This window comes from Exiguobacterium sp. s22 (assembly GCF_018617455.1).
Lineage (GTDB): Bacteria > Bacillota > Bacilli > Exiguobacteriales > Exiguobacteriaceae > Exiguobacterium.
Genome location: NZ_JACSKD010000001.1, coordinates 110,715 through 136,105, shown reverse-complemented (window position 1 = coordinate 136,105; position 25,391 = coordinate 110,715). Strand labels below are relative to the sequence as shown.

General features: G+C 49.3%; 24 protein-coding genes, 1 pseudogene and 1 riboswitch. Of the genes and pseudogenes, 3 read left to right on the top strand and 22 right to left on the bottom strand.

What is annotated here, in order from left to right:
- Positions 1–10: 10 nt before the first annotated feature.
- Positions 11–373, bottom strand: coding sequence for an Asp23/Gls24 family envelope stress response protein (locus tag KNO94_RS00715; RefSeq protein WP_214740047.1), 363 nt, complete (start codon positions 371–373; stop codon positions 11–13).
- A 252-nt stretch (positions 374–625) separates the two neighbouring features.
- Between KNO94_RS00715 and rpmB the strand changes: the two genes are divergently transcribed.
- Entirely contained in the window at positions 626–814 is a 189-nt protein-coding gene (rpmB, locus tag KNO94_RS00710) for a 50S ribosomal protein L28 (protein ID WP_015881349.1), read from the top strand.
- Positions 815–870: 56 nt separating this feature from the next.
- Here the strand turns inward: rpmB and KNO94_RS00705 are convergent, their stop codons facing one another.
- The 14 genes and pseudogenes from KNO94_RS00705 to gmk form a co-directional block, all read right to left on the bottom strand.
- On the bottom strand, positions 871–1,458 hold the full coding sequence (locus KNO94_RS00705) for a thiamine diphosphokinase (RefSeq protein ID WP_214776815.1): 588 nt from the start codon (positions 1,456–1,458) through the stop codon (positions 871–873).
- Positions 1,455–2,030, bottom strand: coding sequence for an energy-coupled thiamine transporter ThiT (gene thiT, locus KNO94_RS00700; RefSeq protein WP_214740043.1), 576 nt, complete (start codon positions 2,028–2,030; stop codon positions 1,455–1,457). The genes KNO94_RS00705 and thiT overlap by 4 nt, the downstream gene beginning before the upstream one ends.
- A gap of 72 nt (positions 2,031–2,102) precedes the next feature.
- Positions 2,103–2,204, bottom strand: a riboswitch (TPP riboswitch).
- 20 nt (positions 2,205–2,224) lie between these two features.
- Positions 2,225–2,881 (bottom strand): ribulose-phosphate 3-epimerase, encoded by a 657-nt coding sequence (gene rpe, locus KNO94_RS00695; protein ID WP_214776812.1) that lies wholly within the window; start codon positions 2,879–2,881, stop codon positions 2,225–2,227.
- Positions 2,882–2,884: 3 nt separating this feature from the next.
- Entirely contained in the window at positions 2,885–3,769 is an 885-nt protein-coding gene (gene rsgA, locus KNO94_RS00690) for a ribosome small subunit-dependent GTPase A (protein WP_214776810.1), read from the bottom strand.
- A gap of 45 nt (positions 3,770–3,814) precedes the next feature.
- Positions 3,815–5,761, bottom strand: coding sequence for a Stk1 family PASTA domain-containing Ser/Thr kinase (gene pknB / locus KNO94_RS00685; protein WP_214776809.1), 1,947 nt, complete (start codon positions 5,759–5,761; stop codon positions 3,815–3,817).
- Between the two features lie 5 nt (positions 5,762–5,766).
- Positions 5,767–6,501: a Stp1/IreP family PP2C-type Ser/Thr phosphatase gene (locus KNO94_RS00680; RefSeq protein ID WP_214776807.1), complete on the bottom strand. Its 735-nt coding sequence runs from the start codon at positions 6,499–6,501 to the stop codon at positions 5,767–5,769.
- 8 nt (positions 6,502–6,509) lie between these two features.
- Positions 6,510–7,595, bottom strand: coding sequence for a dual-specificity RNA methyltransferase RlmN (rlmN, locus tag KNO94_RS00675; protein WP_214740035.1), 1,086 nt, complete (start codon positions 7,593–7,595; stop codon positions 6,510–6,512).
- A gap of 3 nt (positions 7,596–7,598) precedes the next feature.
- Entirely contained in the window at positions 7,599–8,930 is a 1,332-nt protein-coding gene (gene rsmB / locus KNO94_RS00670; protein ID WP_214776805.1) for a 16S rRNA (cytosine(967)-C(5))-methyltransferase RsmB, read from the bottom strand.
- On the bottom strand, positions 8,917–9,855 hold the full coding sequence (gene fmt / locus KNO94_RS00665; RefSeq protein ID WP_353047821.1) for a methionyl-tRNA formyltransferase: 939 nt from the start codon (positions 9,853–9,855) through the stop codon (positions 8,917–8,919). The genes rsmB and fmt overlap by 14 nt, the downstream gene beginning before the upstream one ends.
- Positions 9,856–9,879: 24 nt before the next feature.
- Positions 9,880–10,317: pseudogene (gene def / locus KNO94_RS15210) on the bottom strand (peptide deformylase); the annotation flags it as partial.
- Between the two features lie 11 nt (positions 10,318–10,328).
- Positions 10,329–12,653, bottom strand: coding sequence for a primosomal protein N' (gene priA / locus KNO94_RS00660; RefSeq protein ID WP_214776801.1), 2,325 nt, complete (start codon positions 12,651–12,653; stop codon positions 10,329–10,331).
- Positions 12,650–13,840 carry a bifunctional phosphopantothenoylcysteine decarboxylase/phosphopantothenate--cysteine ligase CoaBC gene (gene coaBC, locus KNO94_RS00655; protein ID WP_214776799.1) on the bottom strand — a complete coding sequence of 397 codons (1,191 nt, stop codon included), beginning with the start codon at positions 13,838–13,840 and terminating at the stop codon, positions 12,650–12,652. The genes priA and coaBC overlap by 4 nt, the downstream gene beginning before the upstream one ends.
- A gap of 58 nt (positions 13,841–13,898) precedes the next feature.
- Positions 13,899–14,108 (bottom strand): DNA-directed RNA polymerase subunit omega, encoded by a 210-nt coding sequence (gene rpoZ, locus KNO94_RS00650; RefSeq protein WP_015881337.1) that lies wholly within the window; start codon positions 14,106–14,108, stop codon positions 13,899–13,901.
- Positions 14,108–14,755 (bottom strand): guanylate kinase, encoded by a 648-nt coding sequence (gene gmk / locus KNO94_RS00645; protein WP_214776797.1) that lies wholly within the window; start codon positions 14,753–14,755, stop codon positions 14,108–14,110. Before gmk ends, rpoZ begins: the two co-directional genes overlap by 1 nt.
- Positions 14,756–14,886: 131 nt before the next feature.
- Here gmk and KNO94_RS00640 point away from each other — a divergent pair, with 131 nt between their 5' ends.
- A complete protein-coding gene (locus KNO94_RS00640; RefSeq protein WP_214776795.1) occupies positions 14,887–16,575 on the top strand; it encodes an Rqc2 family fibronectin-binding protein in 1,689 nt (562 codons plus the stop codon).
- A gap of 336 nt (positions 16,576–16,911) precedes the next feature.
- Complete coding sequence (locus tag KNO94_RS00635) at positions 16,912–17,283, top strand: transposase (RefSeq protein WP_483299158.1); 372 nt, start codon at positions 16,912–16,914, stop codon at positions 17,281–17,283.
- A 121-nt stretch (positions 17,284–17,404) separates the two neighbouring features.
- Here the strand turns inward: KNO94_RS00635 and KNO94_RS00630 are convergent, their stop codons facing one another.
- The 7 genes from KNO94_RS00630 to carB all read right to left on the bottom strand — a co-directional run bounded on the left by KNO94_RS00630 (position 17,405) and on the right by carB (position 25,391).
- A complete protein-coding gene (locus tag KNO94_RS00630; protein ID WP_214740024.1) occupies positions 17,405–18,343 on the bottom strand; it encodes an FUSC family protein in 939 nt (312 codons plus the stop codon).
- Positions 18,340–19,170, bottom strand: coding sequence for a DUF4097 family beta strand repeat-containing protein (locus tag KNO94_RS00625; RefSeq protein ID WP_214740022.1), 831 nt, complete (start codon positions 19,168–19,170; stop codon positions 18,340–18,342). Before KNO94_RS00625 ends, KNO94_RS00630 begins: the two co-directional genes overlap by 4 nt.
- Before the next feature lie 89 nt (positions 19,171–19,259).
- Entirely contained in the window at positions 19,260–19,886 is a 627-nt protein-coding gene (pyrE, locus tag KNO94_RS00620; RefSeq protein WP_214776791.1) for an orotate phosphoribosyltransferase, read from the bottom strand.
- Entirely contained in the window at positions 19,870–20,574 is a 705-nt protein-coding gene (gene pyrF, locus KNO94_RS00615) for an orotidine-5'-phosphate decarboxylase (RefSeq protein ID WP_214776789.1), read from the bottom strand. The genes pyrE and pyrF overlap by 17 nt, the downstream gene beginning before the upstream one ends.
- A complete protein-coding gene (locus KNO94_RS00610) occupies positions 20,549–21,475 on the bottom strand; it encodes a dihydroorotate dehydrogenase (RefSeq protein WP_214776787.1) in 927 nt (308 codons plus the stop codon). The genes pyrF and KNO94_RS00610 overlap by 26 nt, the downstream gene beginning before the upstream one ends.
- Positions 21,472–22,191, bottom strand: a complete 720-nt coding sequence (locus KNO94_RS00605) for a dihydroorotate dehydrogenase electron transfer subunit (protein WP_214776785.1) — start codon at positions 22,189–22,191, stop codon at positions 21,472–21,474. Before KNO94_RS00605 ends, KNO94_RS00610 begins: the two co-directional genes overlap by 4 nt.
- Positions 22,188–25,391: a carbamoyl-phosphate synthase large subunit gene (gene carB, locus KNO94_RS00600; protein WP_214776783.1), complete on the bottom strand. Its 3,204-nt coding sequence runs from the start codon at positions 25,389–25,391 to the stop codon at positions 22,188–22,190. Before carB ends, KNO94_RS00605 begins: the two co-directional genes overlap by 4 nt.

The window sequence follows — 25,391 nt, the reverse complement described above, 5'->3', positions numbered from 1 at the left end:
TCCGTTTTCGTCAGTCATTCGTCAGACGAACGCCTTGAACGAATATATTTACCGACGAAACGTTTAATCCTAAAGTTTCTCCGAGCGTATACTTCACTCGACTTTGCACGTTGTATGCGACTTCAGATACTTTCGTCCCGTAGCTTACGATAATGTGCATGTCGATATGTACGTCTTCTTCATCCTGACGTACGACGACACCTCGTGCGTAATTTTCACGTTTTAACAATTCAGCAATGCCGTCTTTCAGTTGTGCTTGTGAAGCCATGCCGACCACACCGAAGCATTCCATCGCCGCACCACCTGCGAGTGTCGCGATAACGTCACTTGTGATGTCAATATTGCCATATGTTGTCTTCATTTCAATTGCCATATGGAGTAGCCTCCTTTATTCGGAATGATTCCTAATGTACATTCTACAATAAGTACCTAGTTATTAAAAGAACCTGCTCCAGAATCTCGGTCAATTAACGCGATAACCTCATTCATTATTCAAATCCTTGAGAGTAATGTCAAGTTTTTTTCTTGTCATGGTATGATTTTCTAGTTGCATCGGGAAAAAAGCCGTGCTAATATAAACGAGTGTCTATTAGGACGAACCCACATAAAAAAGGAGGGGAAACGCATGGCACGTAAATGCTACGTAACAGGTAAATCACCTAAATCAGGTAACAACCGTTCGCACGCACTCAACAAGACAAAACGTACTTGGGGTGTAAACGTACAAAAAGTTCGTATTCTCGTTGACGGTAAACCGAAACGCGTTTGGGTTTCAGCTCGCGCACTTAAATCAGGTCTCGTTGAACGCGTATAATACTTATACACGAACGAATAAATCCCAGCGGCATTCGCCGATGGGATTTTTTTTGTTTATTTTTTGACAATCATGACAAGTACCATTCCCTCATGAACCGTCAACCGGGCAGATGCTTCGACCCACTCATTCGAAACGGTCAATGCTTCTCCGCTCTTGACCTCATGATGATCGAGTGGATATTTGACACCTTTAATCGAAATCGTGGCCGTCTTCCAAGGCATGAAGGACAGATAATGTCCCTCTTGTTTCGGAATCCCAGAATCACCCGGTCGAGCGAGAAAAATCATGTTTCCCTTCCCATGGAGAATCATCCCTGGATACGATTCGAGTAGACCAACGTTTGCGAACGTCATGTCAATCCGTCCCCCGAGCGCACCGTACACATCCATCCGTGTCGCCCCCCGATCGATCGCCAACTGAAGCGCAATCTCAAGATCCGTCACATCTTTCTCCGACGGAAAACGTAGCGCCTCCTCGGGCGGTAGTCCTTTGTACGAGTCAAAATCGCCCACTACGACGTCCGCATCGATTTTTTCATCTAACAGCTTTTGATACCCACCATCCACTCCAATGACTAAATCGGCATCACGCGGTAAGTCCGGAATAGGTTCCGGACTCGCCGCGACAATCAAGACGTTCATTGACGAATGTCCCGTGTCGCCACACGCGTGAAGCGTGGAGCTGTCGTGAAGAGTAATACTAATACGATGGCTGAGATGACAAACGACGGAACCATATACGTCGCGTTATAGCCGAGTGAATACGCCACGACCGGCCCTTCCGCATACTCAGCGAAAAAGACGATTCCTGAGATGACATGAGCCGCATATCGCAATGCCGACCCAATCAATGCGCCAAGCACTAAATAGGTTGCGAGCGTCTTCGTCGCCCCTTGAGTAGCAGCCTGTTTCACACGTCCGGCAAAGACGCCGGCCACACCGACAAGTCCATACGCGACCGTATAATCAAGTAGGAACTGTACGGGTGTGAAAATATAGGCGCCAAACAAGAGTTGAAGCGTCCCGACGAGCGCTCCTGTCGCAAGTCCACCTTTCAGTCCGTGACGGAATGCCATCACAAAGATCGGGAGCATCGCTAAACTGATTGACCCTCCTTGTGGCAAACGGTATGGGATGAGTAAATCAAAGATTAGTCCAAGCGCCGCGAACAATGAAATTTCGATAAGTGCTTGTAATTTGAAACGTGATTTCATCTTTCTTCCTCCTTTATTGAGTGAACGACAAAAAGCAGCATGACGTAAACGCCATGCTGCTTCGATTCGCAACGTGCATTTTCGCCACATCCCTACGTCCGTGTGAACGGAACAGGTTCAAAGGGTTAGCGTAATGCCTCTCAGCCACATCATGTGACACCCCTTGCGACTCTATCTTGTTGTTCTATCGTTGATTATACACGAGATGCGCCACGAATGCTATCAATGGCTGCTTTATAATCCGGTTGATTGTAAATCGCAGATCCAGCAACGAGTACGTCAGCACCCGCATCGATACAACGCTTCGCCGTCTCTTCGTTGACCCCACCATCGATTTCAATTTCAAAATCGAGCTGACGGTCTTGACGAATCTGGTTGAGCGCTGAAATTTTCGGCACGACGGATTCAATAAACGCTTGTCCCCCGAACCCTGGATTGACGGTCATGAGCAACACCATATCGACGTCTTCGAGGACATGTTCAATCGTAGTCAGCGGAGTATGCGGATTCAAGACTACGCCACACTTCGCTCCCGCGGCTTTAATTTGTTGCAAAACGCGATGTAAATGGTTCGTCGCTTCCACGTGCACCGTGACGATATCCGCACCCGCCTTGACGAAATCTTCGACATAGCGCTCCGGTTGATCAATCATCAAATGCACATCGAGAACCATGTCTGATTTTTTACGTAAGCTTGCGAGGACCGGTAGCCCAATCGAGATGTTCGGCACGAATTGACCGTCCATCACGTCAAAATGAATGTAGTCCGCTCCTGCTTCTTGAACAGCTTTCACTTCCGCTTCTAAATTGGCAAAGTCTGCCGCTAAAATAGATGGTGCGATTTTAATCATCTGTCAATACCTCCGTTTTCGATCGTTTAACTCTTCCATAAAGGTAACATAATTCTCATAGCGTGTTGAAGCAATTTCGCCATCTTCCACGGCTTGCTTGATAGCACAACCCGGTTCATTGATGTGGACACATCCTCGGAACTTACAATCGTCATGTAGTTCCACAAACTCCGGGAAACACCATCTGAGCTCATCTGACTCGAGTTCTTGCGGGAACTCGAGACTCGAAAATCCCGGTGTATCGGCAACAAGCCCGTCAGCTAATTGAATCAACGTCACATGACGTGTCGTATGTTTCCCTCGCCCGAGCGACTTGGAGATGGCCCCTGTCGCCAACTCGAGCTCTGGAGCAACCGCATTGAGTAACGAACTTTTCCCGACGCCTGTCTGCCCGGCAAAAACGCTTGTTTTTCCTTTAAAGAGCTTCCTGACTTCTTCGACCCCATGCGCCTGCTCCGTCGAGGTCTCAATCACGTCATACTCGATGGTTCGATAACGGGCAATCGCTTCTTGAATTTCTTCTGCTTCGCTATCCGTCAATAAGTCCATCTTCGTTAACACGATGATCGGATGAATTTGTTTCGACTCGATTAACACGAGGAACCGGTCAAGCAAATGGTAAGAGAAGGCCGGTTCTTTTACGGAAAAGAGTAGAAACGCCTGATCGATGTTCGCAATCGGCGGACGGACAAGGTGGTTTTGACGCGCTTCTACTTCTAAAATATAGCCCGTTCCATCCTCTTGATCTTGAATCACCACGTCATCCCCGACGACAGGTGAGATGTTACGTTTACGGAAGTTTCCTCTTGCCCGACACCGAATCTCTTGACCCGACTCGGTCATCACATCATAAAATCCGCCTTGTAAACGAATGATTGTTCCTTTCACTCTGAGTTCCTCCCTTAAAAAAGAGGTGACGGCACCGTCACCTCTTTATTGTGCCTCTTTGGCTTGCGCATATGTGACGGAATCCGTTCGGACAACATCACCATCCACTTCAATCGTTGCTGTCCCGACTTCGTCTGGAGCAATGACGAGCGTGTAAGAATACGTTGTCGTTTCCGTGATTTTATCACGTAACACTTCGATTTCTCCTCGTGCATCGACCGTACGAATCACAACTTCGACCGCTTTCGGCTTCTTGTTTTTTTCCGGCTGTTCGACCTCGACACTCACTTCTCGTTCAATCGAGACATCGGTCGGTTCGACCCCTTCCGATACGATGACCGTCAGTTCAGTACCCGGGTCGACTGCTGTACCGGCAGTCGGAAGTTGACGAATGATTTGACCTTTAGGAACACTCGTCGAAAATTCGTCACGTCTCACAATCTTCAATTTGTTTTGCTCGGCATAGATGGACGCTTCATCGAACGTATACCCTGCCAGATTTGATAGTTCTACCTTGTTGCTTCCTGTCGAGACGACAAGCGTGACCGTCACTTCAGAAGGAACGACTTCCTCGCCCGGGTCGAGCGATTGCGAAATCACATCTCCGCTGTCGACCGTTTCCGAAGCTTCTGTTTTGATTTCAAGGTCACTGAACGCCAAATCTTTTAGCATACGTTCAGCTGCTGATTGGGACAGTCCCTCCACATTCGGCATTTCGACGGTTTCTTTCCCGGCCGAAACAACGATGGTCACCGTCGTGCCTCGTTTCGGTTTACGCCCTTCTTGCGGATTTTGTGAAATGACTTCACCTTCTTCTACGTCATCACTCGCCCGTTCTGTCACTTCGACGACAAATCCTGAGTCTTCGAGTTCTGATGTGGCATCGCCGATACTCATTCCGACGACATCGGGAACAACGGCACGCGACATCTCATCCGCGACTACGTAAGCCGTAATACTCCCACCGATTAGCAATATAACGAGTAAAATCCAAATCCACCATTTTCGTTTCTTCTTGACCGGTGGTGTTTCTTTTTCCTGCTCGTTCGAAGTAGGAGTCTGAGAAGCTTGCACAGGTGCTTCCGTTTTCTCATCAGGAATGACCGGTGCCATGACGAGTGTATGATCAAACTCTTCTTGGCTCGTCGGAAGACGTTTCGGCTCATTTGCCCGTTCACGGCTAAGTGAGGTCATACAATCTTTTTTAAAGGCAGCGACAGATGCGTGACGGGCACCAGGCGATTTCGCTAACGCTTGCATGACACAGTTTTCGAGCGCTTGTGGAATATTCGGATTCAAATCAATTGGTCGAATCGGGTCGTCCTGCAAATGTTGGAGTGCCACCGCAACAGGCGTCTCCCCAACAAAGGGAACGCGACCTGTCAACAATTCGTATAAAACGGCTCCGAGCGAGTAGATATCTGACTTTTCATCAGCGAATTTCCCACGTGCTTGCTCGGGTGAGAAGTAGTGTACAGAACCGAGCACCGACATCGTATGCGTCAACGTCGCATTCGACATCGCCACAGCGATTCCAAAATCGGTCACTTTCACGTTACCTTGTTGATCGATCATCATGTTTTGTGGTTTGATATCACGATGAATGATCCGGTTTGCGTGGGCATGATCAATTGCGTCACAAATCTGTCCCACAATGCGTAATGCCTCGTCGACAGATATGTATTCCTCTTGCAAATATTGTTTTAACGTTACACCATCGACATACTCCATGACGATGTAGTACAAATCCTCTTCATCACCGACGTCATAGATGGCGACGATATTGGGATGGTTCAGACTTGTAGCCGCATGGGCTTCACGCTCGAACCGGCGTATAAATTGTTCGTTATGTGAGAATTCAGATCGCAACACCTTGATGGCGACGGTTCGGTTTAAGATCTCGTCATGAGCCCGGTAGACATTGGCCATGCCTCCGCTGCCGATTTGTTGTTCGATCCGATAACGATCGTTGATTCGTTCTCCGCTTCGCATCGGATTCATCCTCTCTTTCTATCTGTGAATTGAACGAGGGCGACTGTAATATTGTCGCTCCCTCCCAATTGATTGGCTTCCGCAATGAGCTGTTCCGCTTTTTGTTCTGCAGATACAGCTTGTTGTAACACATGTTGAATTGCCCCATCGGTCATATGCGTCGTCAATCCATCCGTACAAATTAAAATTACATCAAACTCTGGGTCGGCGAGCACTTGTATGTCCGGTTCGACTTGTTCGCTTGAACCGATTGCCCGGGTGATGACATTTCGTTTTGGATGAATCCGCATCTCTTCTTCTGTGAGTTCACCGAGCTGTTTGAGCACGTTCACATAAGAATGATCTTCTGTAAGACGCTTTAATTCATTGGATTGAAGTGCATATACGCGACTATCTCCAATATGAACGATGATGACTGTTTCACCGTGCCAACAAATAGCGGCCACAGTCGTTCCCATCATGACAAGGTTTGACTGTTTCGCAAATTGCAACACTTGATCGTTCGCCAAATCAATGTGATGGCGGAACCATCGCTCAATCTCGACAGGAGTCGACGGGAGAGACGGGAAGGCCCGCCGAAACTCTTCAATCACGATTTGACTCGCGACCTCTCCCGCTGCATGTCCACCCATGCCGTCTGCAACGAGTGCGATTCCTGATAAGGCATCGCCTAAGATTAAAACTGCATCTTCATTTTGTGTGCGTACTTGTCCACGATCTGTTCGAAATGCTAATTCCATCTTTCTGATTACCTCGTTTCTTGTTCGCGCTCCTTCGCCCGAAGCTGTCCACAAGCGGCATCGATATCCGATCCTTGTTCGCGACGAATCGTCACGTTCACGTTGCGGTCTTTGAGCACTTTTTCGAAGGCAAAGATTTGAGCACGCGGTGTCCGTACATAGTCACGTTCGAGTACATGGTTGACGGGAATCAAGTTGACGTGACATTTGATTCCTTTTAAAAGATCTGCCAACAGATGGGCATATTCTTCCGTATCGTTGACACCACCGAAGAGTCCATATTCAAACGTAATCCGGCGACCGCTCTTCTCCGTGTAATAACGGACTGCGTCCATCAATTTGTCCAAGTCAAAGGCACGGTTGATCGGCATGAGCTTGGTGCGCAATTCAGTCGTTGGTGCGTGAAGCGAAATGGCGAAGTTGATTCGCATTCCTTCATCAGCAAACTTGTAAATCTTCGGAACGATCCCACTCGTTGATACCGTGATATGTCGTGCTCCGATGTTGAGTCCATTGTCATGGTTGACGGTGCGCAAGAAACGCATCAACTCATCATAGTTGTCGAACGGCTCACCGATCCCCATGACGACAATTGAGTCGACACGTTCGCCTGTGGCATCTAATGCGCGCTGTACGTCAAGAACTTGAGCCGTGATTTCTCCAGCCTCTAAGTTCCGTTTCAAGCCACCGAGTGTTGAGGCGCAGAACGTACATCCGATCCGACACCCAACCTGTGTTGTGACACAAATCGAGTTCCCGTATTCATGACGCATGAGAACCGTCTCAATTGAATAACCGTCCTGAAGTTCGAACAAGAATTTGATGGTACCGTCTTGTGACTCTTGCTTGACCAATTCTTTTAGCGTCGTCAATTGGAACGATGCTTCTAATTTGTCACGGAGAGCTTTTGGAACGTTCGTCATGTCGTCAAATGATGTAACCCGTTTGACGTACATCCAATCATATAATTGTTTCGCACGGAATGCCTTTTCTCCTGCTTCCATCACCCATGCTTCGAGTTCTGGGAACGTCAACGAATAAAGTGACGGTTTTGCGCCTAAGAGCGGATTTTTTTCTACTGCTTTTGGATTCATGTTTTATACCTCTTTCTTAAATGCGGCGATATAGAAGCCGTCGGTTCCAAATGTCGTCGGTAATAGTTTTAATTCAGCACGGTCCGGTGTCATGTTCGGACGAACAGATTGTGGGAGACGCCCCGTGAGCGTGTCGTCCCAGACCAGTCCTTTCGACAAAATGTAATCAGCCTGGGTCTCATTTTCAGACGGGTCGATTGTACATGTCGAGTAAACTAGCGTACCACCTGGCTTGAGCAGTGGCAATACGGCATCGATGATTTGTCTTTGGATGTTTGGTAGGTTTTCCAGCTGGGTTTTATCCTTCGTCCACTTAATATCTGGTTTTCGGCGAATGACGCCAAGGCCAGAACAAGGGACATCTAAAAGGATTCGGTCAAAGCTTTCTTTTTCAAACCGTTCACCTGCTAAACGAGCATCAAGGGCAAGTGCGGTCACTCCATTGATGTGTAGACGTTTGGCTTGTTGGTCGATTAATTTTGCTTTGTGCGGATGTAAGTCAAGAGCGGTGAGCGATCCACCTTCCATCCGTTCAGCCGTATGCATCGCCTTGCCACCTGGCGCAGCACATGCATCCAAAATAACATCGTCTTTTGACACGCCAAGCGCATCCGCGACGATCATGGAACTCTCATCCTGAATGGATAGGAGACCTTCCTCGATGAACGGGGTCGAATGGACGTTCCCTGATTCCACGACGAGTCCATCTGCCGACAGTTCCGAACGTGACGTCAACACACCAGCATCAGCCAATCGGTTCATCATCTCATCCACTGAAATGCGCTTCCGGTTGACTCGAATCGTGACAGGAGCAGGCTCATTGTTCAATTGACAAATCGCTTCTGCCGTTTCAACGCCATATAACTCAATCCAATCTGATACGAGCCATTCCGGATGACTATGCTCAATGGCGATTCGTTCCGCATCGGTCAAGCTACTAAAGTCCGGAAACCCTTCCCGAAGCACATTGCGTAACACGCCGTTTACGAATTTGCTCGTCCCGAGGTGATGCCCTCGTTTCTTCGCGATTTCGACGGCTTCATGTAAGACGGCCCGGTCAGGTACTTTATCTAAATAGAAGAGTTGGTAAACGCTCATCCGAAGAAGTGGAAGGACAAACTTGTCGAGCTTCTTCGGAGAACGGATTCGGTCTTTCAATATATAATCGAGCGTTCCTTTTCGGCTAAGCGTCCCATATACGAGTTCGGTATAGAGACCGACATCTTTTGGGGCAACTTTTTTTTGTTTCAATGTGTCATTGACGGCAATCGTCGAATACGCGCCGCCTTGTTCAATTTTCATCAGCGTATCAAGCGCTGCTTCACGTACGTTCATGAGTTCCTCCTAATCGGTCGCCACTCCGTAGCTTTTGTCCAGCGCCCCGCATAAAGGTTGCACCATCCATCCGTTTTTTGCCTGCGGGCTGTAAATCGGTCACCTTGATGGCAACATCGTTTCCGGTCGCCACGACAAATCCGTCATCTTCAAGGCGAATGACTTCTCCCGGCTGTCCCGTACCTGTCGTTTTCTCACCCATAAACAATTTCACACGTTCGCCCTCAAGCGTTGAATAGGCCGTCGGGAACGGATTCATTCCTCGAATATGGTTGTAGATAGACTCGCCATCCATTGTCCAATCAATCTGTTCACGCTCACGACTGATGTTCGGAGCAAACGTCACATCATGCTCGTCTTGAGGCACTGCCTCAATCCAACCTTCTAAAAACGCGGGAAGCGTCCGAATGAGCAAATCGCTTCCAGCTACAGCCAGCTTATCAAACAATGACCCGACCGTATCCGTTTCTTCAATCGGAACGATCGTATTGGCAATCATGTCACCTGCATCTAATTTGTCGACCATATACATGATGGTTACACCTGTCTCCGATTCTCCATCAAGGATGGCTTGATGGATCGGGGCACCTCCACGATATTTCGGAAGAAGGGAAGCATGGACATTGATGGCTCCGTGAGGCGGTGCCTCAAGTAAAGCAGTCGGTACGATTTGACCGTACGCTGCTGTCACAATCAGATCAGGCTTCAACTCTAAAATGTCTGCATAGTCTGTTCGAACTTTTTCAGGCTGCAACACGGGAATACCGTGACGAAGCGCACACTCTTTCACCGGTGTCGGCTTGAGTTCACGTTTACGTCCGACCGGTTTATCCGGTTGTGATACGACACCTACGACATTGTATCCTTCTTCAAGCAGTCGCTCAAGTACCGATACGGCAAATGTCGGTGTTCCCATGAAAACAATCCGCTTGTCTTTTCCAGGGTTTGGAACAGCGAGCTTGTCTGTGAACAAGACGCCATCCAAATGATCCATTTCATGTTGAATCGCACGGGCGAAAAAACCGCTCGCTTGAATCGTATGGGTGCGTCCTTTCAAGTCTTGGTTTTTCACAACGATTGACTCATGACGTTCGACAAATCCAAATTCACCTGGAATGCTTAAGCATCCCTCTAGTCCAACTTCTCGACCTGATGCTTCAATGATTTCCGGGTTAATCATGACGAGTGGTCCCGTCTCGTCGTCGGTATGGACGACTGCGAGTCGTTGATTCAAATTGACTTGCGGTGCCGCGACACCGACTCCATCATACTCATACATCGTATCAAACAAACGGTCGACCGTTTGACGTAATTTTTTATCAAATTTCGTCACCGGTTCGCATGTTACGCGTAAAATGTCATTTGGTACTTCTACTACTTTATACATGTCTCTCCACCTCACATGAATACGTATGGGTTCACATCGATACTCATTTGATATTCTTTCTTACTGATTGCTTTCGCTCTCGCTTGTTGTAATCGTGCTAGCTCTGCATAAAGCGATTCAGGTTGTTTCGTTTTAATGAACACTTGATAACGATAAGCGTTCTTTAATTTTGATAACGGTGCCGGCATCGGTCCGTTCAAACGGCTATTTTCCACTTGTGCGTGTAAAAAGTCAGATGCGAACAGTTCTGCCTCAGCCTTGGCGACGAGCGGGTTTTCCGCAGAGAACGTGACGAGCGTCAAAAACCAATACGGTGGATGGTTTCCGACTTGTCTGAGTCCCATCTCTTTGGCAAAGAACGTCTCATAATCATGTTCACTCGCTGTCTCAATCACATAATGGTCCGGGTTATACGTTTGAACGAACGCCTCACCCGGAAGTTTTCCGCGCCCGGCTCTTCCTGCTACTTGGGTGACGAGTTGGAAGGTCCGTTCGGTCGCCCGAAAATCAGGCATGCCGAGCGTCGCATCGGCTGCGAGCACCCCGACGAGAGTGACGTTCGGGAAATCGAGTCCTTTGGCGATCATCTGCGTACCAAGTAAGATGTCTGCCTCCCCTTCTTCAAAACGGCGCAACAACTGTTCATGCGACCCTTTCCGTGACGTCGTGTCCTGGTCCATTCGAATGATGCGAGCCTCCGGAATTCGGTTCAATAGTTCCGTTTCGATTTTCTGGGTACCTGATCCGAACTGTTTGATTTTCTTGCTATTACAGGATGGACACGTCGACGGCATACTGACCTCGTAACCACAATAGTGGCACTTCAACCGATCTCCATACTGATGATATGTCAAATTGACGGCACAATGCGGACATGTCATCCCTTCACCGCAGTCCCGGCACATGACGAACGTCGTGAACCCACGACGGTTCAATAAAATGACGCATTGCTCTTTTTTCTCGATCCGGTCGAGAATGCCTTGGAACAATTTCTCTGAGAACATCGTCGTATTGCCTTTGGCCAATTCACGGCGCATATCAATGATGTGAACGGGTGGCATCTCGCCACCGTATCGTTCTTTCAAATGCAGATAGCGATAGACGCCTTTCTGTGCCCGGGCATACGATTCGAGCGACGGAGTGGCACTGCCCAATACAACAGGACATCCATGATAGCGAGCCCGCCAAATAGCGACATCGCGCGCATGATAGCGCGGGTTCTCCTCTTGCTTATACGTCGTCTCGTGCTCTTCATCTAAGATAATCAGACCGAGTCGGTCGAGCGGGGCAAAGATAGCAGAACGGGCACCGACGACAACGTCGACTTCATTCCGTTTAATCTTACGCCACTCATCGTACTTTTCACCTTTAGACAAGGCGCTATGCAACACGGCGACCCGATTGCCGAAACGACGCTTGAAGCGCTTGACCATCATCGGTGTCAAACTGATCTCAGGGACAAGTAAGATGGCTTGTTTCCCTTCATCGATGACTTGTCCGATTGATTCTAAATAGACTTCGGTCTTCCCGCTCCCCGTCACGCCATGAACGAGCAACGTCTCACCGGCATCTGCCTCGTGAATGGCCAAGACTGCACTTGCCTGACTGTCGTTCAATTGAACGGATTCCTCGACCTGTTCGATTGTCGCGTACGGGTCACGATTCAATTCCACTTCGGTCAGTCGCACCGCTCCGATGTCTTCAAGCTTTTGAAGTTGAGGGCGAGTGAGACCAATTTGACGGAGTGCCGACCAATACATGCGTGGCGTCTCTTCTAGCTGTTGAATCGCTTCGAGTTGTTTTTTGGCACGCTTCGAAACGACGGTTGCATCAAGCAGTTCAACAACGATATCTGTTTTAAATGTCTTCTTTTCTTTCAGGACAGGTGCGAGGGTCAGTTCCCCTTTTTTAGCGAGTTCAAGAATGACCGATTGGACGTCTTTCGGATATTCCGATAAATGCGTCCCTAAACGAACCCCGTCAGGGACATGCCCCTCTTTAATTTCTTTATCGTAACTGACCTTGAGCGCTGCTGGTAGCATCGCAAGCAGGGCGGATGAACGAAAGCATAACGTCGTCTCTTTCACATGAATGGACAAGTCAAGTAACTCATCCGTAAGAGAAGATTCTTCATCTAGTAAAGCTTCGAGCGGCTTCAATCCATCCCTCGTCCCGTCCGACGTGCCGACGACGATTCCGAGCAGACGTCGTGAACCGAACGGGACCGAGACGCGCATTCCGGGTTCAATCAACGCCTCGAACTGTTCCGGCACTTCGTAATCAAATGGACGATCAATCGTAATTACCGGTGCATCAACGTGTACATGTGCAATCATCGGACCGCTTCCTTAAAATGTGTGAGCAGTTCGAACGCCAACGCCTTCTTCGATTGCTTTGGTAGACTAAGTGTCGTCCCGTCCGCACGGAACAAGACGACCTCATTGTCGTCTGCTCCAAATCCGACGTCACTTGATGACACATCGTTCGCGACGAGAAAATCGACGTTCTTTCGTTTCAACTTCGCAGCTGCATGCTCCTCGAGTCTCTCCGTTTCAGCTGCAAAACCGACCAACACTTGATGGGTCTTCTTCTCACCGAGTGATTTTAAAATGTCTGTCGTTTCTTCAAGTTCGATTGTGAGTGGACCATGCACTTTCTTATGCTTCTCTGCATGAACTGTTTTCGGACGATAATCCGCGACTGCCGCCGACTTCACGACGAGGTCTGAAGCCTCAAAGCGGCTCGTCACTTCGCGCAGCATCTCTTCACTTGACTTGACAGGAACCGCTGTCACGCCATCTGGGACCGGAACTTGGAGCGGGCCATGGACGAGCGTGACACGGGCACCCATGTCACGTGCCACTTCTGCTAGTGCGACGCCCATTTTTCCAGAAGAGTCATTTGATAAGTAACGGACGGGGTCAATACGTTCCACCGTCGGTCCAGCCGTAATCAACACGTCTTTTCCAAGATACAGTTTCGGGACGAACTGGCTTTCGATGATGCGTACTAAGTCTTCCGGTTCTGGTAGACGTCCCCCACCAATCCATCCACAAGCCAAGTTGCCGACACCCGGTTCAATCAACTGATAACCGTATGACTTTAATGTCTCAATATTTCGCTGCGTGGCAGGATGTTCGAGCATGTTCACGTTCATGGCCGGTGAGACGATGACTGGGCACTTTGCAGCAAGTATGGCCGTCGTAATGAAGTCGTCTGCAATCCCATTCGCTAATTTTGCGATCGTGTTCGCAGTTGCAGGAGCGACGACAATCAAGTCACTCGAGTCGACGACATCAATATGTGCGATTTTTGTCGGGTCATGCTCTTCGAACACGTCCGTGTAGACCGGGTTTCGACTGAGCGCCTGGAAGGTCGCCTGACCCACGAATTGTTCTGCCGACTTCGTCATCGCGACGCGAACATTCGCTCCGGCTTGAACCAATTTCGATGTGAGGGCACACGCCTTGTAGGCGGCAATTCCACCACTCACGCATAACAAAATAGTACGATCCTTCACCATTCCCAAACTCCCCCTTATAGACAATGAGACCCAAGTCGCAAACGACTTGGGTCACACTTCATCCGTTGTTTTTTTCGTTCACGATGATTGTAGTATCACCCGAAAATAGTTCTTCTAACGCTTGACCGACCGGCTTATATGATTTTGGCTCGGCGACTTTCGGTGCTTTTCCATCTTGAATCTGACGCGCCCGTTTCGCAGCGACCGTTACGATCGTGTATTTTGACGGGATAGTACGTTGTAAGGCATCAATCGAAGGGTATAACATTAAATGACCTCCATCATGGCTTTTTTATAGAGTGACGCAACACGTTCACGTTTACAATGCTCAGCTGTCACGATCGCTTTAATCCGATCGATGGCTTTGTCGACCTCGTCGTTCGTGACGACATAGTCGTAAGCGTCCATCAATTCGATTTCTTCACGCGCGACGAGAAGGCGTTGTTTAATAACTTCTTCTGACTCCGTGCCTCGTCCGATCAGACGATTGCGAAGTTCTTGAAGGCTTGGTGGTGCCAAGAATAAAAAGACGGCTTCTGGAAGAAGTTCTTTTACTTGGAACGCTCCTTGCACCTCGATTTCAAGAATGACATCTTGACCGCTTTCGAGCGTTTCACGCACCCACTCTACAGGCGTCCCGTAATAGTTACCGACAAACTCGGCATGTTCAAGCAGTTCTCTTTGTTCGATCATCCGTTCAAACTCTTCTCTTGATTTGAAGAAGTAATGCACTCCTTCAACTTCCCCTTCACGTGGCTTTCGCGTCGTCGCCGACACCGAATATTGAAGGTTATTGTCCTCTTCTTCGCGAAGAGCACGGCAAACGGTTCCTTTTCCGACACCGCTCGGTCCAGACAAAACGATTAATAATCCTCGTTCTTTAAAATTCACTGCAAGCCCTCCATCTTCTAACATCACATTTAATTATAATAGCAGTCAATCAATTGTCCCGGCAAGAAGAAGTTCGGATTTCCTACTCCATCGTACCATATTTTCTGTTTTTCTGATAACGTAGAGACAGAAAATGAACAAAGGTGATGAGATCATTGGCTTATGATGGATTAATGACATATCGTGTCGTACAAGAATTACAATCGCTCGTCGGAGGGCGAATCAACAAGGTACATCAACCGTATTCACTCGATTTGATGCTTCAAGTTCGTTCGAATCGTCAAAACGCGCAACTCTTGATATCAGCAAACGCGATGTATGCCCGTCTTCAGTTGACGGATACACCGATTAAAAACCCGCAAGAACCACCGATGTTTTGCATGATGCTCCGTAAACATGTGGAAGGTGGCTTCATCACGGCAATCGAACAAGTTGGCCGGGACCGTGTCATCGTCATTTCCGTTCGTTCTCGGAACGAGCTCGGCGATGAAGAGTCGAAGAAAGTATACATCGAATTGATGGGACGCCACTCGAACGTCGTCTTGACGACAGAGGAAGGCAAGATTTTAGATGCAATCAAGCATCTCCCACCTTCACAAAACACGTATCGAACCATCATGCCGGGGAGTGACTACCTCCTTCCGCCGGAACAACATAAATTCGATCCGTTATCTGATTTGACGGAAGGGTTAAAACGCATCGACTGGAATGCCGGCAAGCTCGATAAACAGATCGTCGCCACGTTCGCCGGCGTCAGTCCACAAATCGCACAGGAAGTCGTACATCTTGCAAAGATGCCTAACCGCGATTCCGTTCAACAGGCGTTCGAGAACGTCCTTCGTCAACTCGAAGGTCCTTATGTATTCCAACAGCTTGCGAATGGTAAAGAACGGTTCGCTCCGATTGTGTTGACAGCCGGGGACATCGAAACTGAAGAAATGTATGAGTCGAGTCAAGAAGTCCTCGACCGTTTCTACTATGAAAAAGCGAACCGAGACCGTGTCAGACAACAAGCACACGATGTCGAACGACTATTAAAATCAGAGCTTGAAAAAAATCTGCTGAAGCGACGCCGTCTTTTAGATGACTTGAAAGCGACGGAACGAGCGGATGAGTTACAAAAATACGGAGAGTTGTTGACGACATATTTGTTCCAACTCGAAAAAGGGATGCGAATCGCCGAAGTCGTGGATTATTATGACGAGAACGGTGCGACCATCTCCATTCCACTCGACCCACTCAAAACACCGAATGAGAATGCGCAGCAATACTATAAGAAATACAACAAACTGAAAGTCGCGAAAGTCGAAGTAAAGAAACAGCTTGAACTGAACGATGCGGAGATTGCGTACTTAGAAACACTCATCGCGCAACTCGACGTCGCATCACCATCGGATCTGCTCGAGATTCGGGAAGAACTCGCAGAAGAAGGATACATCCGTCAAAAGCGTCAAAAGAAAAAAGCAAACCCGAAGATTTCACTCGAAGCATACACCTCTTCAACGGGCACAGAATTCTTTGTCGGGAAGAATAATACACAAAACGACCATCTGACGTTCAAATTCGCACGCCGTGACGAGATTTGGTTACACGTCAAAGACATCCCAGGGTCTCACGTCATTATTCGTTCGACCGAACCGGATGAAACGACATTACTTGAAGCCGCATCAGTCGCCGCCTACTTCTCGAAGGCACGTGCGTCGAGCGGCGTCCCCGTCGATTACACACGCGCCCGCTTCGTGAAAAAACCGAGCGGTGCGAAACCCGGGTTCGTCATCTACACGGATCAACAGACCGTCTATGTGACCCCAGATGAACAATTGATGAAGTCATTGAAACAGTGATAAACGAAACCCGCCATGTTCTAAATTGGCATTTAAAAACTCAAAGTGACCTTGAACAGAGGAGCGTCTTCCTGACCAGGGATGATGCTCCTCTGTCCTTGCTTTGTCGCCCTCTCAGGTACGCCGCTTTCCTGGGGGCGGTCAGGGAGCCGCATCGCCTTCGGCTGCTGGGTCTCCCTTTGCCCGCTAATCCCCTAGGAGTCGGCGTGCCTTTTTGGTCGACGCTGTGCGTCCGAACCAATCCATATCATACTGACAGAAACTAAACATCTTGGAGGCGATTTCGATGATGCCCGACCTTCCGAACATGCCGCAGAGCGATCTGTCTGCCCAGCCGTGCACATGACGGCTCGGAAGGACTTCGGAAAGAGTCAGGTGGAGACTTACTTCTTCGACATCGAGCTATGTAAACAATGCCCGTTGCGCGAAGGGTGTTACAAGGACGGTGCCAAATCAAGATCCTACAGCGTGTCTATAAAGTCGCGGGAACATACCGATCAAATCGACTACGAGCAGACCGATGACTTCAAGGACCACCGCCGGAAACGATTCGCCATCGAGGCGAAGAACAGCCAGCTGAAAAACAAGCATGGTCTGTCGCGAAACAAGACGTCAGATCTGAAAGGCATGACTTTACAGAGCGCAATGAGCATCGTCGCTGTCAACTTGAGGCGAATCATCACCCTCAGGAAAGAAAAAGCAGGATAAGGGCTAGAAAAAAAGGACGATTGAACCGACACAAGTCGGTCCAATCGTCCTTTTTTCTGTTTACACTCAGATAGAGCGAAGGTTTTTCAGTGCCCTCATGGTTCATGGCGGGTTTTCATGTTTACGATGTGGGATCATGTTTAAACGCTTCGAGCTGTTCATGATAATCGAGCAAATGCCCGTGTAAAATTTCTGAAACGGATAAATCTTCGTGAGGTAGTTTGAAAAGTGAATAGGGTTTGTCACATGTATACAGAATATCGTGATGGTGCGCTAATAAATACAGAAACTCAGATTCGAACGCTTGACGCTCTTCCTCGCTCATCAATAGGAACGCTTCTTTATGTTCAGCCAAACTCTCTAACAATAGGACAAGCTTGTCTTCTAAATGAATCAATAAGCGATACTGCTTGATTGTCATATACTTCAATTTGACGTTCGTCACTTTCATATCCTCTTGGAGCATCATATGAAGCTCTTGATGGCCGAGAATGCGAGCTCGCGTATCTAACAGTTCTGCCGGAGAACCGACGAGTTCTCGCCAATGATGAAACAGATAAGAAGAAGTCTTTCGTACCTCGTTCAACAACCGGTCCTCATAACGAGGAGGCATGAACGCGTAATTGACACCGAGTGAGACGAACACACCGACCGCCGTCAATAACGAACGGGTCCACGCATAATGGAAGAAATCCGAAGTGGGACTTTCGAGCATCATGACGATAGCAAACGCCGCATACGTCGACATGTGGGTCTTATCGAACGTCGTGTTAAGTGTAAGCGAGACGATGACGGCCAACCCAATCGAGAGCGGATTGACACCGAACAAATAGACGATGAAAAGTCCACACATGAGACCGACGACCGTTCCGAATATACGACTGAAGACGATTTTTGAAGAACGCTTAACAGTCGGTTGCATCGCCACGACAGCTGCAATAGCGCCCATTCCCGAGTAAATCCCAAAAATGTACCATGAAATCGCGACGGTAATCGTGACGGCAATCCCTGTTTTTAACGTACGTAACCCGACTTTCGGGATGTATCGTTTTTCATTCATTTCAGTTCGACCTTTCCTGTTTCAGAAATCAGTTCAACAATCGGTCGATTCGATGTCGACAACTGATACACCCCTGGTTCAACTTCTTCGTAGCGATCACTACTCGAAACTTTACCTGCGGTGGTCACATTCACTTGACCGGTCGCATGTTTCGGCGTGTAGCTAAGCGTTCCGGCTTCTGTTTGAATCGTCATCGCTTGATTGACGACGACATCACTCACCGTCGCATGACGATAAGAACGAATATCCCCGGTCACGAGTCTCGCCGATTCAATCGTCGTGTCACTTTTTGACTCGATTCGTAGGCGGTCACTATCGATTTGCTTCAAGTTGACGGCATTGACGTTCATGACAATGGTCTTCGCGTTTAATCCTTGCCCGGTCACTTGTTCTGCATCGAGATGAATCGATGTCATCGAGCTAGGCAACGAGACACGGATTTTGTATCGCGATGGTTCGTCGCTTGCTCGGCTACCGAAATAGCTGAACCATCCATAACGCTCGACGATATAGATGGTATCTCCGACCGATTTGACTTTGATTCGACGTTCTTTCGAGTTCGTCTGCATCACTTCAATTTGAACTTTTTCATTTGGACTTCGTACAAATTCAACGTTCCCATGATGGGTTTCGAGTCGTAACTTTTTCATTTGATATCGGTCTTCATACTGGTCTCCTAGCGCTAACAAATGACTGAATACAAATAAATTCACGAAAAAGAGCGCTGGGATGATGGTCAAAACGAGACCGAAGGCGATTTTACGATGTTTGGGAATGGAACGGAATCGTGCCCCCCATGTTTTTTCTTTGCTTCTTGAATACGCCATATGCCTCTCCTTTTTAAATCACTTTCATTATTTTACCACGAAGTATGACATAAGCCGAATTGAAAAAGAATCCGCCCGAGGGTGGATTCTTAAGAGGTGACGAGATTGCTCCAAGCGCGAGGGTCTTGTTGCCACTCATGGAGTGACTCCAGTTCTGAACGTGTGAGAACGCCTGTCGTTTCTGCCACTTCAATTAATTCCGAGAACGTCGTCAACGATGTCGCCGAAAGATTTGCATCGGTTAGATTCTTCTGGAGAACCGGCAATCCGTACGAGAAGATGGCTTGAATACCAGTGACTTCACCACCTGCCGCACGAATCGCTTGGGCTGCATCGATACTCGACATACCCGTCGATAACAAATCTTCAATCACGAGCACACGTGCCCCGCTGTCGAGTTTCCCTTCGATTTGATTTCCTTTCCCATGCCCTTTCGCACTCGAACGGACATAAATGAACGGGAGACCGAGTCGGTCGGCGAGCAATGCCCCGTGAGGAATCCCTGCCGTGGCTGTCCCTGCAATCACATCGACTTCAGTCGGATTGACTGACTTCACCAATCCATCGACGATGACTTGACGCACTTCCGGATAACTGAGTGTGAGCCGATTATCGCAGTAGATGGGACTCTTCAAGCCGCTCGACCATGTATACGGCTCAGTCGGTGAAAGTGTGACGGCCTCAATCTGTAAAAGTGCCTCAGCGATTTGTTTCATATAGTTGTCCCCATTCCTTCATAAATTGGTCGTACATAGCCATCGGATCAGCTGCACGTGTAATCGGTCGGCCGACGACGATCGAGTGAACGCCCGCCAGTTTCGCGTCCCGCGGCGTCGCGATGCGTACTTGATCATCATCGGTTTCACCGAGTCGGATACCCGGCGTGACCGTCATGAACGTATCCCCGAGTTTCTGATGAATCGCTTTCGCTTCTTGAACGGATGCGACCACTCCGTCAAGTCCCGCCTGCTTCGCAAGTGTCGCTTGTCTGAGAACAGCTTGATCGAGTCGTCCGGCAATTCCGAGCTCTGTCTGCATCATTCGTTCATCTGTCGACGTCAACTGTGTGACCCCAATCAATCGAGTCGTATCAGTCGCTTGGCGTAACCCGTCTAACGCATAGCGCATCATCTTTTCTCCACCTAACGTGTGGACATTCGTCACAGCCACCCCGAGCTTTCCGATTTGTCGCATCGTTCGACGAGCCGTCTCCGGGATATCGTGTACTTTTACATCGAGAAAGACCGGGTAACCCTCGTCGACCAATTCTTCGACAAAGCGCTCACCTTCTCGGTAAAAGAGCTCCATCCCGACTTTAACAGCCGGTCGATTTGAAAATCGTTTTAACAATTGAAACGCTTCGTCCCGCGTTTCCACGTCAAGGGCGAGATACAAGTTGCGCATATGCCTTCCCCCTCACATCCAAAATATGTTCGATTCCGAGTGAATCGAGTCGTGCCGGCAATGCTTCGATGATTTCCTGACAGACGTATGGATTTTCAAAGTTTGCCGTCCCAACGGCAACGGCAGACGCTCCCGCATAAATAAACTCAAGCACATCGTCGACCGTTCGCACCCCGCCCATGGCGATAATTGGGATATCGACCGCTTGCGCGACTTCATACACCATTCGAATGGCCACCGGTTTGATGGCCGGACCGGATAACCCACCGATTCGGTTCGCCAAGATTGGTTGCCCGGTCTGAATATCAATCCGCATCCCGACGAGTGTGTTGATCATCGTCAATCCGTCCGCGCCGGCCGCTTCGACGGCTCGCGCCATGTCGGTGATCGACGTGACGTTCGGAGAAAGTTTGACATAGACCGGCTTACTCGAAGCCGCTTTGACGAGTCTCGTCAGTTCTGCCGCCATCACCGGATCCGTCCCGAACTGCATGCCCCCACATTTCACGTTCGGACATGAGATGTTCAATTCGATGGCTTTAATCGTCGGGTCGGCGCTGATTCGACGGGCGACTTCCACGTATTCATCTGGCGTCGAACCGGCAACGTTAGCAATGATTTCCGTGTCGAACGTCGAGAGGAATGGTAATTTTTCTTCGATGATTGCATCGACGCCTGGATTTTGAAGCCCGATTGCGTTCAGCATGCCCTGTGCCGTTTCGGCGACACGTGGGGTCGGATTACCGAATCTCGACTCCTCCGTCGCTGCCTTGATCATGATACCTCCTAAAATGGAGAGGTCATATAGTTTCGCAAATTCCTCTCCGAATCCGAAACATCCGGAAGCCGGAATAATCGGATTTTTTAAATGAAGACCTGGTAACTCGACATTCAATCTCATAACAGCACCTCTTCCGCATTGAATACCGGCCCATCGCTACATACTTTCACATAGCCCTCCGGCGCTTGACAGACACAGGCAAAACAAGCGCCAATGCCACAACCCATCCGATTTTCAATTGAGATGTAACGCTCCGGAATCGGTGAAGCAGCGACCGCCTTCAACATCGCTTCCGGCCCGCAGCTGAATAAGACGTCCGCCTCGATGCGTGCGAGTGGACCCGTGACGAAGCCAGACTCCCCGTGACTGCCGTCTACTGTCGTGATGATGGTCTCACCAAGTTCACGAAAGGCTTCTTCATAAAAGACACTTTCTTTTGAATCAAACCCAAGAATCGCAATCGTTTCAATCCCCATCTCATGAAGTCTGCGTCTGACATAGTATAGAGGTGGGACCCCAATTCCTCCTCCGACCAGAACGACCCGCTTTCCTTGTTGGGCAAGTGGGAAACCGTTCCCGAGCGGACCAAGGACGTCTAGCGTGTCCCCAATACGTTTCCCCGCCAGCTCAGTTGTCCCTTCCCCAATCACTTTGTATAAGAAGGTAACTTCGTTCCCCTCGACGTTCGCCACCGATAACGGTCGACGTAACAGACCGGACGTCTTGATGTGAAAGAACGTCCCAGGGGCGATCTCCACCCCAGGGCAACGTACTTTCATCTCCATCGTCGCTTTTGCGATTTGCCGGTTACTGACAATCGTCACGTCATGTCTCATACCATCACCCCGAACGTTGTGAATGCCGGGATGCTGACCGTTTGGAACGATAAGCTTTCAATGACTTGTAGTAGCGCTTCGACCGTATCGAGCGATGTGAGGCAGAGCGTACCTTGTTCGGCGGCTGTACGGCGAATCAAGAAGCCATCTTTCGTGACGAGTGCGTCGCGACTCGTCGTATTGATGATCAAGTCGACGTCTCCTCGCTCGATCACGCTGAGCATCGTCTCACCGTCTTCTTGAATCTTCCCGACTCGACGGACGCGCATCTGTTCCGCTTCGAGACGTTCAGCCGTCCCACTCGTTGCCATGAGTCGGAAACCGAGGCGGTCGAATCGTTTGGCTAAGGCAATCGCCTCATCCTTGTCGTGATCTGCAATCGTCATGAGCACGTTTCCTTTTAAGGCGATGTTCATCCCTGCTGCGACAAGACCTTTATAGAGCGCTTTTTCAAGTGTCCGATCTGTTGCCATGACTTCCCCTGTCGACTTCATCTCAGGTCCGAGCGATGGATCGACTTCTTTCAATTTCGCGAACGAGAAGACCGGGACTTTAACCGAAATGCTGTCCGACTCAGGATGGATGCCCGTTCCAAGACCGAGTTCTTTCAAGCTTGTTCCGAGAATCGTTTGTGTCGCAATCCGCGCGACCGGTAACCCTGTCACTTTCGAGATGAATGGAACCGTCCGGCTCGCACGCGGGTTCACCTCGATGACGTACAAATCATCTGCATAGACGAACTGGATATTGAGAAGCCCTTTAATGCGGAACGCCTTCGCCAACTTGATCGTATAATCGACGACTTTTTGCTTCAATTCATCACTGAGTCGTTGAGGCGGATAGACAGCAATCGAATCGCCCGAGTGTACACCTGCCCGTTCGATATGCTCCATGATGCCTGGGATATAGACGTCCGTCCCGTCACAGATGGCATCGACTTCAATCTCAATCCCCGTTAAATAGCGATCGATGAGGACCGGGCGATCTTTCGAAGCGATGACGGCGTTTCGCATGTAACGCTCGAGCTCCGACTGTTCATACACAATTTCCATCGCCCGTCCACCGAGCACGTACGATGGTCGGACGAGTACCGGATAGCCGAGTTCGTTCGCACATTCGACGGCCTCTTCCACGTTCGTTGCCGTCTTTCCTGGTGGTTGCGCCAATCGTTCAGCGGACAAGGTGGCCTCGAACGCCTTCCGGTCTTCGGCACGGTCGATATCTTCTAATGACGTTCCGAGAATTTTTACGCCGTTCGCTTCGAGCGATGCCGCTAAGTTGATGGCGGTCTGTCCACCGAATTGGACGATGACGCCGAGCGGGTTCTCGTTATCGATGACTTCTAACACATCTTCCGTCGTCAACGGCTCGAAGTATAAGCGATCGGAGATGGAGAAGTCCGTCGAGACCGTCTCTGGGTTATTGTTGATGATGATGGCTTCATATCCCGCATCTCGAATGGTTTGAATCGAGTGCACGGTCGCATAATCAAATTCGACACCTTGTCCGATTCGAATCGGACCCGACCCGAGGACGAGGATGGATTCACGGTCTGTCTTCACCGCTTCGTTCTCCACTTCATACGTCCCGTAGAAATACGGTGTCTCCGATGCGAATTCCGCCGCACACGTATCGACCATTTTATATACAGGTCGAATGTTCCATCCGTGACGTTGCGAACGAATTGTCTCAACGTCTGTCTCTAGGATTCGGGCGATGGCGACGTCACTGAATCCAAGTCGCTTCACGTCGAGCAAACGTTCTGACGTCAATGGCTCCGATGCTAGTTGTTGCTCGGCTTTCCAGATCCGGTTTAATTTCTGTAAGTAGAATCGATCGATTTTTGTCAGTTGATGTAGCGTTTCTACCGTGTACCCGCGACGTAGTGCCTCATAGATGATGAACATACGCTCGTCTGTCGGATGAATGAGTCCATGTTCGAGCTGTTCTGTGTCCAGCGCTTGAAGTTGTGGGGCATAAAGTTCTTCCATACCCAGTTCGAGCGAACGAACGGCTTTTAACAGGGCCTCTTCTAAATTCCGACCAATGGCCATGACCTCACCCGTTGCCTTCATTTGTGTGCCTAAGCGGCGATCCGCGGACTCAAACTTATCGAAGGCGAAGCGTGGGATTTTGGCGACGACGTAATCGAGCGCCGGTTCGAACGAGGCGTAGCTCGTCTCGGTGACCGGGTTTTTTAGTTCTGACAACTTGTAGCCGACAGCGACTTTCGCAGCAAGCTTGGCAATCGGATAGCCAGTCGCTTTTGATGCGAGCGCCGAACTTCGTGACACACGTGGATTCACTTCGATGACGTAATATGTGAAACTGTCCGGGTCGAGTGCGAATTGGATGTTACATCCTCCTTCAATCCCAAGTGCCCGAATGATATCGAGCGAGACGCTCCGTAACATTTGATAATCCCGATCCGACAACGTCTGCGTCGGTGCGAATACGATCGAGTCACCAGTGTGAACTCCGACCGGGTCAAAGTTTTCCATCGCACAGACGATGATGGCTTGGTCACTCGAGTCACGCATGACCTCGAACTCGACTTCTTTCATCCCGGCAATCGATTTCTCGAGCAAGACTTGCGTCACAGGACTTGCCTTCAATCCGGATTCAACGATTTGCTCGAACGATTCCCGGTCATGGGCAATCCCTCCACCGGTTCCCCCGAGCGTGTACGCAGGCCGGATGATGATCGGATACCCAATCCGTTCCGCAAATCCCCAAGCAGACTCGAGTGTATGGACAATCTCACTTTCAGGTACGCCGTGACCAAGTTCGAACATCAAGTTACGGAACTGTTCCCGGTCCTCCGCCTGAACGATCGCAGACAGTTTCGTCCCGAGTAGTTCCACGCCGCAATCTCGCAAGACGCCCCGTTTGTCGAGTTCAAAAGCCAAATTCAATCCCGTCTGACCGCCAAGCGTGGCAAGGAGGGCATCAGGACGTTCCTGACGAATGATTCGTTCGACGAATTCTGGTTCGAGCGGTTCGATATAGACACGGTCTGCCGTCGTCGGATCCGTCATGATGGTGGCCGGATTCGAGTTGACGAGGATGACTTCGTAGCCTTCTTCTTTCAAGGCAAGACATGCCTGTGTACCAGCATAATCAAACTCCGCTGCTTGTCCGATTACAATCGGTCCTGATCCGATTACGAGGATTTTCTGAATATCTGGTCGTTTTGGCAT

Excerpts from the sequence above, each read along its gene's own strand:
- thiT (WP_214740043.1), bottom strand. The coding sequence starts at position 2,030 with ATGAAATCACGTTTCAAATTACAAGCACTTATCGAAATTTCATTGTTC.
- carB (WP_214776783.1), bottom strand. The coding sequence starts at position 25,391 with ATGCCAAAACGACCAGATATTCAGAAAATCCTCGTAATCGGATCAGGA.
- KNO94_RS00705 (WP_214776815.1), bottom strand. The coding sequence starts at position 1,458 with ATGAACGTCTTGATTGTCGCGGCGAGTCCGGAACCTATTCCGGACTTA.
- rlmN (WP_214740035.1), bottom strand. The coding sequence starts at position 7,595 with ATGAATCCAAAAGCAGTAGAAAAAAATCCGCTCTTAGGCGCAAAACCG.
- KNO94_RS00680 (WP_214776807.1), bottom strand. The coding sequence starts at position 6,501 with ATGGAATTAGCATTTCGAACAGATCGTGGACAAGTACGCACACAAAAT.
- KNO94_RS00715 (WP_214740047.1), bottom strand. The coding sequence starts at position 373 with ATGGCAATTGAAATGAAGACAACATATGGCAATATTGACATCACAAGT.
- rpoZ (WP_015881337.1), bottom strand. The coding sequence starts at position 14,108 with ATGTTATACCCTTCGATTGATGCCTTACAACGTACTATCCCGTCAAAA.
- rpmB (WP_015881349.1), top strand. The coding sequence starts at position 626 with ATGGCACGTAAATGCTACGTAACAGGTAAATCACCTAAATCAGGTAAC.
- KNO94_RS00625 (WP_214740022.1), bottom strand. The coding sequence starts at position 19,170 with ATGGCGTATTCAAGAAGCAAAGAAAAAACATGGGGGGCACGATTCCGT.
- gmk (WP_214776797.1), bottom strand. The coding sequence starts at position 14,755 with ATGTTAGAAGATGGAGGGCTTGCAGTGAATTTTAAAGAACGAGGATTA.
- pyrE (WP_214776791.1), bottom strand. The coding sequence starts at position 19,886 with ATGAAACAAATCGCTGAGGCACTTTTACAGATTGAGGCCGTCACACTT.
- pknB (WP_214776809.1), bottom strand. The coding sequence starts at position 5,761 with ATGCGAAGCGGAGAACGAATCAACGATCGTTATCGGATCGAACAACAA.
- rpe (WP_214776812.1), bottom strand. The coding sequence starts at position 2,881 with ATGATTAAAATCGCACCATCTATTTTAGCGGCAGACTTTGCCAATTTA.
- KNO94_RS00605 (WP_214776785.1), bottom strand. The coding sequence starts at position 22,191 with ATGAGACATGACGTGACGATTGTCAGTAACCGGCAAATCGCAAAAGCG.
- priA (WP_214776801.1), bottom strand. The coding sequence starts at position 12,653 with ATGATTGCACATGTACACGTTGATGCACCGGTAATTACGATTGATCGT.
- coaBC (WP_214776799.1), bottom strand. The coding sequence starts at position 13,840 with ATGGTGAAGGATCGTACTATTTTGTTATGCGTGAGTGGTGGAATTGCC.
- KNO94_RS00630 (WP_214740024.1), bottom strand. The coding sequence starts at position 18,343 with ATGAATGAAAAACGATACATCCCGAAAGTCGGGTTACGTACGTTAAAA.
- KNO94_RS00610 (WP_214776787.1), bottom strand. The coding sequence starts at position 21,475 with ATGAGATTGAATGTCGAGTTACCAGGTCTTCATTTAAAAAATCCGATT.
- rsmB (WP_214776805.1), bottom strand. The coding sequence starts at position 8,930 with ATGAACGTACGTGAAGCAGCGCTTGATACGCTGATGAAAATTGAACAA.
- pyrF (WP_214776789.1), bottom strand. The coding sequence starts at position 20,574 with ATGCGCAACTTGTATCTCGCCCTTGACGTGGAAACGCGGGACGAAGCG.